1 protein-coding gene is annotated in these 10,397 nt (G+C 76.6%); it reads right to left on the minus strand.

Annotated features, from left to right (window positions below):
* Positions 1-10,397: SDR family NAD(P)-dependent oxidoreductase (locus AB0L59_RS42060; RefSeq protein ID WP_365593445.1), on the minus strand; the 10,397-nt coding region annotated here is incomplete at both ends.

Below are 10,397 nucleotides of genomic sequence, written 5' to 3' on the forward strand. Positions count from 1 at the left end.
CGCGCAGCGAACACCGGCGAGGAATCCAGCAGTTCCACCGCCATCCCCGCCCACTGCGCACCCTGACCGGGAAACACGAACACCGTCCGGCCGGCGGTTCCGGCGGTTCCGGTGGCCACGTGCGCGGCGGTGTCCCCGGCGGCCAGCGCGGCCAGCCCGGTGAGCAGGTCGTCGCGGCCGCCCGCGACCACCACGGCGCGGTGGGTCAGCGCGGCGCGCCCGGTGGTCAGGGCGGCGGCCACCTCGACCGGCCCGGCGTCCGGTTCGGCGGCCAGCCAGGTGCGCAGCCGGCCCGCCTGGGCGCGCAACGCGGCCTCGGTGTTGCCGGACAGCGGGACCGGCACCACCCGCCGGGGCGCCGGCCCGGGGACCGGAGCCTTGGGGGCCTGCTCGATGATCACGTGCGCGTTGGTGCCGCTGATCCCGAACGAGGACACCGCCGCCCGTCGCGGCCGGTCGCGCTCGGGCCAGGGCCGCGCCTCGGTGAGCAGCCGTACGTCACCGGACGACCAGTCCGCGTGCGGGGTCGGCCGGCCGATGTGCAGGCTGCACGGCAGCAGGCCGTGCCGCATCGCCTCCACGACCTTGATCACCCCGGCGACCCCTGCGGCGGCCTGGGTGTGCCCGATGTTCGACTTGATCGACCCTAGCCACAACGGCTCGTCGCGATCGGTGCCGTAGGTCTCCAGCAGCGCCTGCGCCTCGATCGGGTCGCCCAGGGCGGTGCCGGTGCCGTGTGCCTCGACCAGGTCGACGTCGGAAGGGTTCAGGTGCGCGGCGGCCAGCGCGGTGCGGATCACCCGTTCCTGCGAGGGGCCGTTGGGCGCGGTGAGCCCGTTGGAGGCGCCGTCCTGGTTGACCGCCGAGCCGCGCAGCACGCCGAGGATCCGGTGGCCGTTGCGGCGGGCGTCGGACAGCCGTTCCACGACCAGCAGGCCGACGCCTTCGGACCAGACGGTGCCGTCCGCGTCGGCGGAGAACGCCTTCACGCGGCCGTCGGCGGCCAGGCCGCGCTGCCGGGAGAACTCGATGAAGGTGCCCGGTGTGGACATCACGGTCGCGCCGCCGGCCAGCGCCAGCGAGCACTCCCCCGCGCGCAGCGCCTGCGCGGCGAGGTGCAGGGTGACCAGGGAGGAGGAACAGGCGGTGTCCACGGTGACCGCCGGGCCCTGCAGGCCGAAGGTGTAGGCGACGCGGCCGGAGGCGACGCTGCCCGCCGTGCCGGCGCCGAGGTAGCCCTCGACGTCGTGTGGCGTGCTGGGCAGCCGGGTGGCGTAGTCGTGGTACATGACGCCGACGAACACGCCGGTGTCGGTGTCCCGCAGCGACAGCGGGTCGATGCCGGTGCGTTCCAGCGCCTCCCAGGAGGTCTCCAGCAGCAGCCGCTGCTGGGGGTCCATGGCCAGCGCCTCGCGCGGCGAGATCCCGAACAGCCCGGCGTCGAACTCGGCCGCGTCGTGCAGAAATCCGCCCTTCGTCAGATAGGTGCGTCCGGCGCGGTCGGGGTCGGGGTCGTAGAGCCGTTCGGTGTCCCAGCCGCGGTCGGTGGGGAACGGCGAGATGCCGTCGCCGTCCTCGGCCACCAGCCGCCACAGGTCCTCCGGGGAGCGCACGCCGCCCGGGTAGCGGCAGGCCATGCCGACGATGGCGATCGGCTCGTCGGCCGGCCCGGCGCGGCGGGGTGCGGTGCGCGCCGGGGCGTCGGCCGCGGTGAGCCTGCCCAGCAGGTACTCGGCGACGGCCGCGATGCTCGGGTGGTCGAAGGCGAGTGTGGCGGGCAGCGCCAGCCCGGTGCCGGCCGCCAGCCGGTTGCGCAGTTCCACCGAGGTCAGCGAGTCGAAGCCGAGGTCGGTGAAGGCGCGCCGGTCGCCCAGTCCGGCCGCGTTGCCGTGGCCGAGGGTGGCGGCCACGGCGGTGCGTACGGTGTCGCGCACCAGTGTGGCCCGGGCGGCCTCGTCGAGCCCGGCGAACGCGGCCCGCAGCGCACCGGTGCCGGCGTCCCGGCGCGCCGGGACGCGGACCAGGCCCCGCAGCAGGGGGGCCGGCGGGACGGTGCGGGCCTGCTCGCGCAGCGCGGCCAGGTTCAGCCGGACCGGGACGGCCCGTGCGGTGCCGCCGTGGACGGCGGCGTCGAACAGCCGCATGCCCTCGGCCGGTTCGAGGGGCACCACACCCAGCCGTTCGATGCGCTGCCGGGCGGCGCCGTCCGGGGCGTCGCCCATGCCACCGGCGCCGGCCCAGAGGCCCCAGGCCAGCGACACGGCGGGCAGGCCGGCCGCGCGGCGTCGGGCGGCCAGTCCGTCCAGCACCGCGTTGGCGGCGGCGTAGTTGCTCTGCCCGGGGCTGCCGAGGATCCCGGCGGCCGATGAGAACAGCACGAAGGCGGACAGGTCCTGATGACGGGTCAGCTCGTCGAGGTGCAGCGCGGCGTCCACCTTGGGCCGGAACACCCGGTCGACGCGCTCCGGGGTCTGCGCGCCGAGCATCCCGTCGTCCAGCACTCCGGCGGCGTGCACCACGGCGGTCAGCGGGTGCTCGTCGGGGATGCCGGCCAGCAGCGCGGCCAGCGCGTTCCGGTCGGCCACGTCGCAGGCCACCACCTCGGCCGTGGCGCCCCACTCGGCGAGCCGGGCGACCAGTTCGGCCGCGCCCGGGGTGTCGGGGCCGCGGCGGCCGGCGAGCAGCAGACGCCGTACGCCGTGCTCGGCGGCCAGATGCCGGGCCAGCACCGAGCCGAGTGCACCGGCGCCGCCGGTGATCAGTACGGTGCCCTCCGGGTGCCACGCGGCGGGCTCGCCGGCGCCCGCGCGTACCAGCCTCGGCACGAGCACCGCGCCGTCGCGGATGGCCAGTTGAGCTTCACCGGAAGCCAGGGCGACGGGGTCGGGCACGCTGCCGTCGCTGTCCAGCAGCACGATCCGGCCCGGGTTCTCCGACTGGGCCGAGCGGGCCAGACCCCAGACGGCGGCGGCACCCAGGTCGGTGCCGTCGGTGGCGCCGGAGGTGCGCAGCACCAGGGTGGTGCTGGCGAACCGCTCCTGGGCCAGGAACTCCTGCAGCAGGGTCAGCACCCGATGGGTGGCGGCGGCGATGCCCGCCGGGTCGTCCTCGGCGGCGGGCAGTGTGGCCAGCAGCCACTCCCCCGGTTCGGTCACCGGGGCGAGGTCGAGGTGCGCGCCGAGGTCGGTGGGCGTGGGCCCTTCGGCGCCGGTGGGCCGTTCCGTGGGCGCGGGTCCCCCGGTGGCGGAGGACGCCGGCGTCCAGTCCACCGTGTACAGCGCGTCGGTCCGGGAGTCCGCGGCGCCGAGCCCGGCCGGGATCGGGCGCAGCGCGAGGCTCTCCACCGTCAGTACCGGGGCGCCCCGGCCGTCGTACGCGGCGATCGCGAAGCCGCCGTCGACCGGGGTCAGCCGCACCCGCAGGGTCTCGGCGGCGGGCTGCCAGAGGGTCACCCCGGTCCAGGCGAACGGCAGGGCGCCCGTGCTCGCCCCGGGGTCGGTGGCCAGCGCGTGCAGCGCGGCGTCCAGCAGCGCAGGGTGCACGCCGAAGCCGCCGGGTTCGGCGGGGGCGGGCAGCTCCACCTCGGCGAACAGTTCCTCGTCGTGCCGCCACAAGCGGCGCAGGCCCCGGAACACCGGGCCGTAGGCCAGTCCGCGGTCGGCCAGCAGCTCGTACAGGTCGCCCGGTTCGGTCTCGGCGGCCTCGGCCGGGGGCCAGTCCCCCTGCTCGGGCGCGGCGCCGGCCGGTGGTTCGACGGTGCCCGCGGCGTGCCGGGTCCACGGCTCGCCGGGGGTGTCCGCCTCGGCGCGGGAGTACAGGGTCACCGTGCGGCCGCCCTGTTCGTCGGGCGCGCCGAACACCAGTTGCAGCGCGGTGCCGCCCCGGTCGGGCAGTACCAGCGGTGCGTCCAGGGTGAGTTCGGTGACCCGGCCGCAGCCCAGTTCGTCCCCGGCGCGGGCGACGAGGTCGACGTACGCGGTGCCGGGCAGCACGGTCCGGCCGGTCACCGTATGGTCGGCCAGCCAGGGCTGGGTGGTGGTGGACAGCCGCCCGGTGAACAGCACACCGGCGCCGTCGGCCAGCGTGACGGCCGCGCCGAGCAGCGGGTGCCCGACCGGGTCGAGGCCGGCCGCGCCGGCGTCGGCGGCCGTCTCGCCGGTCAGCCAGAACCGGCGGTGCTGGAACGGGTAGGTGGGCAGCGGAACCGGCGCCGGTGCGCGCCCTTCCGTCACCGCGGCCCAGTCCGGGGAGATGCCGTGCACGTGCAGCCGGGTCAGCGTGTCCAACAGGGCCGGGATCTCGTCCCGGCCGTCGCGCAGGGTGGGCAGGACGACCCGTTCGACGGCCGCCTCCGTCCCGGGTTCGGTGCCGGGCAGGCAGTCCCGGGCCGTCGCGGTCAGCACCGCCGCCGGGCCGACCTCGACGAACGCGGTGGCCCCCGCCTCGGCGAGGGCGCGCACGGCGGGCAGGAACCGCACGCCGTCCCGGACGTTGGCCACCCAGTGCTCCGGGTCGGTGATCTCCCGCTCGGTCAGCGGTGCCCCGGTCACCGTGGACACGACCGGCAGCCGTGGCGCGCTGATGGGGATGCGGGTCACGATCTCCCGGTACTCGGCCAGGATGCCGTCGACGTGCGGGGAGTGCGGCGCCATGGTGACCCGCAACTGCCTGGTGCGGCGGCCTTGTTCGCGCCAGTGCGCGCCGATCGCGGCGACCGCGTCGGCGTCGCCGGACACCACCACCGAGCTCGGGCCGTTGACGGCGGCCAGCCGCACCTGCCCCGCGTACTCGGCCAGTGCCGGGGCGAGTTCGGCCTCGGTGGCCTGGACGGCGATCATGGCGCCGCCGGGGGTGGCCCGCGCCATCAGGCTGCCGCGGGCGGTGACCAGCACGGCGGCGTCGGGCAGGGTCAACGCGCCGGCGAGGTGCGCGGCGACGATCTCGCCGACCGAGTGGCCGGCCACGAGGTCCGGTCGCAGGCCCCAGCTCTCCGCGAGCCGGACCAGTGCGACCTCCACGGCGAACAGCGCGGCCTGGGTGAAGTCGGTGCGGTCGAGCAGCGCGGCCTCGGGGCTGCCCTCGGCGGCGAACAGCACCTCGCGCAGCGGCCGGGCCAGGTGCCGGTCGAGTTCGGCGCACACCGCGTCGAACGCCGCGGCGTAGGCGGGGAACTCGGCAGCCAGTGCGCGGCCGGCGCCGAGGCGCTGGGAACCCTGGCCGGGGAACAGGAAGGCCAGTTTCCCGGCGTCGGCGGCGCAGCCGGTGACCACGCCGGCGTCGGGGGTGCCGTCGGCGAGGGCCGCCAGCCCGGCCTGCGGACCGGTCCGTCCGGCGTGTGCGTCGGCCGGTACGACGGCCCGGTACGGGTGTGCGGCGCGGGTGGTCAGCAGGGAGTGCGCCAGCGCGGCCGGTTCGACGTCCGGGTGCTCCTCGAGGTGGGCCAGCAGCCGGGCGGCCTGCTCGCCCAGGGCCGGTTCGGTGCGGGCGGAGACCACGACCGGCAGCGGCAGGGGCGCCCGGGCCGGCGGCGCGGGCGGCGCCTCGGGCGGGGCCTGCTCGATGACGATGTGCGCGTTGGTGCCGCTCACGCCGAACGAGGACACCGCCGCGCGCCGCGCCCGTCCGGTCTCGGGCCAGGGGCGCGGTTCGGTCAGCAGGGACACCGCGCCGGAGGCCCAGTCCACGTGCGGGCTGGGTTCGCCGACGTGCAGCGTGCGGGGCAGCAGCCCGTCCCGGAGCGCCATGACCGTCTTGATGATCCCGGCGACGCCGGAGGCGGCCTGGGTGTGCCCGATGTTGGACTTGACCGAGCCGAGCCACAGCGGTTCGCCGTCCCGGTCGCGGCCGTAGGTGGCCAGCAGGGCCTGGGCCTCGATGGGGTCGCCCAGGGTGGTGCCGGTGCCGTGCGCCTCCACCGCGTCGACGTCCTGGGTGGACAGGCCGGCCGCGGCCAGCGCGCTGCGGATCACCCGTTGCTGGGAGGGGCCGTTGGGCGCGGTGAGCCCGTTGGACGCGCCGTCGGAGTTGACCGCGGAGCCCCGTACGACGGCCAGTACCGGGTGCCCGGCCGCGCGCGCGTCGGACAGCCGCTCCACGAGGAGCATGCCGGCGCCCTCCGACCACGAGGTGCCGTCGGCGGCGGCGGAGAACGACTTGCACCGGCCGTCGGCGGCCAGGCCGCGCTGCCGGGAGAACTCCACGAACAGCCCGGGGGTGGCCATCACGGTGGCACCGCCGGCCAGCGCCAGGTCGCACTCGCCGCGGCGCAGCGCCTGGGCGGCCAGGTGCAGCGCCACCAGTGAGGACGAGCAGGCGGTGTCCACGGTCAGCGTGGGGCCCTCCAGGCCGAAGGCGTAGGCGAGCCGGCCGGAGGCGACGCTCGCGGCGCTGCCGGTGAGCCGGTAGCCCTCCACTCCCTCGGCGGCGTGGTGCAGCATCGGGCCGTAGTCCTGGCGCATCACGCCGACGAACACACCGGTCCGGCTGCCGCGCACCGAGTCCGGGTCGATTCCGGCGTGTTCGAAGGCCTCCCAGGAGGTCTCCAGCAGCAGCCGCTGCTGCGGATCGGTGGCCAGCGCCTCGCGCGGGTTGATGCCGAAGAACTCGGCGTCGAAGCCCGCGGCGTCGCGCAGGAATCCGCCGTACCGGGTGTAGGAGGTGCCCGGCCGGTCGGGGTCGGCGTCGAACAGCGCGTCCAGGTCCCAGCCGCGGTCGGTCGGGAACCCGGTGATGCCGTCGCCGCCGTCGAGAAGGAACCGCCACAGCTGTTCCGGGGAGCGTATCTCCGGCGGGAACCGGCAGGCCATGCCGACGATCGCGAGGGGCTCGTCGGTGGCGGTACCGGTGCCGATCGGTGCCCGTGCGGCCGGGGCGGTCTCCTCGGGCCGGTCCCGGTGCAGGAACCGGGCCAACGCGGTGGGGGTCGGGTAGTCGAACACCAGGGTGGCGGGCAGGGTGGCGCCGGTGGCCGCGGTGAGCCGGTTGCGCAGTTCCACCGCGGACAGCGAGTCCACGCCCAGCGCACGGAACTCCGCCTGCGGGTCGACGGCGTCGGCGGCGGCGTGGCCGAGGACGGCGGCGGTCTCGGCGCGCACCAGCGTCAGCAGTTCCTCGGCGGTCAGTTCGGCCGGCGGGGTGGCCGTACCGGGCCCGGTCGCCGCGGCGCTCCGGCGCCGGGGGGTGCGGACCAGGTCGCGCAGCAGCGGTGGCAGCAGCGCCGGGTCGGCGGTGCGCGGCCGGAGCTTGGCCGGCAGCAGCACCGGATCGTCCACGGCCAGCGCGGTGTCGAACAGCGCCAGGGCCTCCTCGGCGGACAGCGCCTGCACTCCGGCGCGGGCCATCCTGGCCAGGTCCGCCGCGGACAGTTCTCCGGTGATGCCGCTGGGCGGGGCCCACAGACCCCAGGCCAGCGACTGGGCGGGCAGCCCGGCGGCGCGCCGGCGGCCGGCCAGCGCGTCCAGGCAGGCGTTGGCGGCGGCGTAGTTGGCCTGGCCGGGGCCGCCGAGAGTACCGGTGGCCGACGAGAACAGCACGAAGGCGGCCGGGTCGTGCCGGCGGGTCAGCTCGTCCAGGTGCAGCGCGGCGTCCACCTTGGGCCGGAGCACCGCGGCCAGCCGCCCGGGCGTCAGTGCGGTGAACAACCCGTCGTCGGCGACTCCCGCGGCGTGCACGACGGCGGTGAGCGGATGTTCGGCGGGTATGCCGGTCAGCAGCCGGGCCAGCGCGTCGCGGTCGGCGGCGTCGCAGGCCGCCATGCGTACCTCGGCGCCGAGTGCGGTGAGTTCGGCGGCCAGTTCGGCGGCGCCGGGGGCCTCGGGGCCGCGGCGGCCGGTGAGGATCAGGTGCCGTACGCCGTGCTCGCGCACCAGATGCCGGGCGACCAGCCCGCCGAGGGTGCCGGTGCCGCCGGTGATCAGCGCGGTGCCCCGGGGGTCGAGCCGACGGGGCAGGGTGAGCACGAGCTTGCCGGTGTGCCGGGCCTGGCTGAGGAACCGGAACGCGTCCACGGCCCGGGCGATCGGCCACACCGACGGCGGCGGCACGGTCAGCGCACCCGCGGCGAACAGCTCCAGCGCCGCGCCCAGCAGCCGCTGCATCTCGTGCGGCGGCAACTGCATCAGGTCGTACGGCAGGTACGTGATGTCCGGGAAGCCGGCCGGGTCGCGCAGGTCGGTCTTGCCCATCTCCAGGAACCTGCCGCCGGGGCGCAGCAGTCCCGCCGAGGCGTCGACGAACTCGCCGGACAGCGCGTTGAGGACCACGTCGACGGGGCCGAACTTCGCGGCGAAGCCGGTGTCGCGGGAGGAGGCGATGTGCGCGTCGTCCAGTCCGAGGTCGCGCAGCACCTGCCACTTGCCCTCGCCGGCGGTGCCGTAGACCTCGGCGCCGAGGTGCCGGGCCAGCTGTACGGCGGCCATGCCGACGCCGCCGGCCGCGGAGTGGATCAGCACCTTCTCGCCGGCCCGCAGTCCGGCGAGTTCGACCAGGCCGAGGTGGGCGGTGAGGTGCGCGATCGGCACGGCGGCGGCCTGCTCGAAGGTCCAGCCGTCCGGGATCGGTGCGACGGCGGCCCGCTCGGCCACGGCGACCGGGGCGAACGCGTCGCCGAACAGGCCCATGACCGGGGTGCCGGGGGCGAGGTCGGTGACATCGGCGGCCACCTCGGTGACCACGCCGGCGCCCTCGCCACCCAGGGCCACCTCGCCGGGGTACATGCCCAGGGCGATGAGCACGTCCCGGAAGTTCAGCCCTGCGGCGCGCACCGCGATCCGTACCTGGCCCGGTTCCAGCGGGGCGGCCGCGGCCGGGGCCGGCACCAGCGCGAGGTTGTCCAGGGTGCCCGGGCGGGTGACGGCCAGCCGCCAGTGCGGGTCCGCGGGCGGTAGCAGCCCGGGCCGGACCAGCCGGGGGCCGAGCAGCACGCCGTCGCGCAGCGCCGCCTGGGGTTGCCCGGTGGCCGGTACGGCGGAGAGCGCCCGGCGGGACGCGGCGGTGGCGTCCAGGTCGGCGAGCACGATCCGGTCGGGCTGTTCGGCCTGCGCGGCACGCAGCAGTCCCCATACCGCCGCGCCGCCCGGATCGGCGGGTCGGCCGGCGGGTTCGGTGGCGACCGCCCCGCTGGTGACCACCAGCAACCGGGCGGGTGCGGCGGTGGCGGCGGTGGCGGCCAGCCAGTCCTGCACCTGGCGCAGTACGGCTGACGTGACCTGTGCGGCGGGCTGTCCGGCCGGAACGGCCAGTACGGTGACGTCGGCCTCGCCGGTGGGACCGGTGAGGTCGATCCCGGCGGCGCGCAGGTCGGTGGCCAGGGTCTCGGGCAGTGCGCCGTGGACCGCCCAACGGCCGGTGACCGGTTCGGCGGGGGTCGCGCTGGTGTCCCAGTCCAGCCGGAACAGCGCGTCGCGGGGCACCCGGCTGGTGGCTCGCCCGGTGGCGGCGCGCAGCGTGAGCGAGCCGACGGAGGCGACCGGAGCGCCGGTGGCGTCGAACAGGTCGAGTGCGACGGAGCCGTCGCCGGCGGGGGTGAGCCGGACCCGTACGGCGGACGCTCCGGCGGCGTGCAGCCGGATACCGGCCCAGGAGAACGGCAGCCGTGCGGTGCCGGTGTCGTCGGTGAGCGCGAGTGTGTGCAGGGCGGCGTCCAGCAGCGCCGGGTGCAGGCCGAACTCGCTTGCCCGGCTGGGGGGTTCATCGGGCAGGGCGATCTCGGCGAGGAGGTCCGCGCCGCGCCGCCAGGCCGCGCGCAGGCCCTGGAACGCCGGGCCGTAGTCCAGGCCGCGAGCGGCGAGATCGGCGTAGACGGTGTCCACAGGCAGCGGGGTGGCGTCGCGCGGCGGCCAGACCTCTTCCGCGGTGGTGGGCTCGTCCGCGCCGACGGGCTCGTGCGGGCCCGTGGCGAGGGTGCCGGTGGCGTGCAGCGTCCACGGCTCGTCCTCGGACGCGTCGTCGGCCAGTGCGTAGATCTCCATGACGCGGCGGCCGGAGTCCTGGGTCTCACGGACGGCCACCTGCAACCGCACCCCGCCGGTCTCCGTGAGCACGAGCGGCGCCTGCACGACGAGTTCCGCCACCCGGTCGCAGCCGACCCGGTCGGCGGCCTGCACGGCCAGTTCCACGAACGCGGCGCCGGGAAGCACGATCGCGCCGGAGACCCGGTGGTCGGCCAGCCAGGGCTGGGACGGCACCGACAGCCGGCCGGTGAGCAGGTGGGCGTCGGACCCGGCCAGCGCGGTGGCCGCGCCGAGCAGCGGTGAGCCCGCGGGGAGCAGCCCGAGGGCGCCCAGATTGCCGCCGGAGGTCGATTCCAGCCAGTAGCGGCGGCGCTGGAAGGCGTAGGTGGGCAGCTCGACCCGGGCCGCGGCGGGCAGGTACGCCGCCCAGTCGACCGCACCCCCGGA

Origin of the sequence: Streptomyces sp. NPDC052109, assembly GCF_040680195.1 — a bacterium.
Classification (GTDB): Bacteria; Actinomycetota; Actinomycetes; order Streptomycetales; family Streptomycetaceae; genus Streptomyces.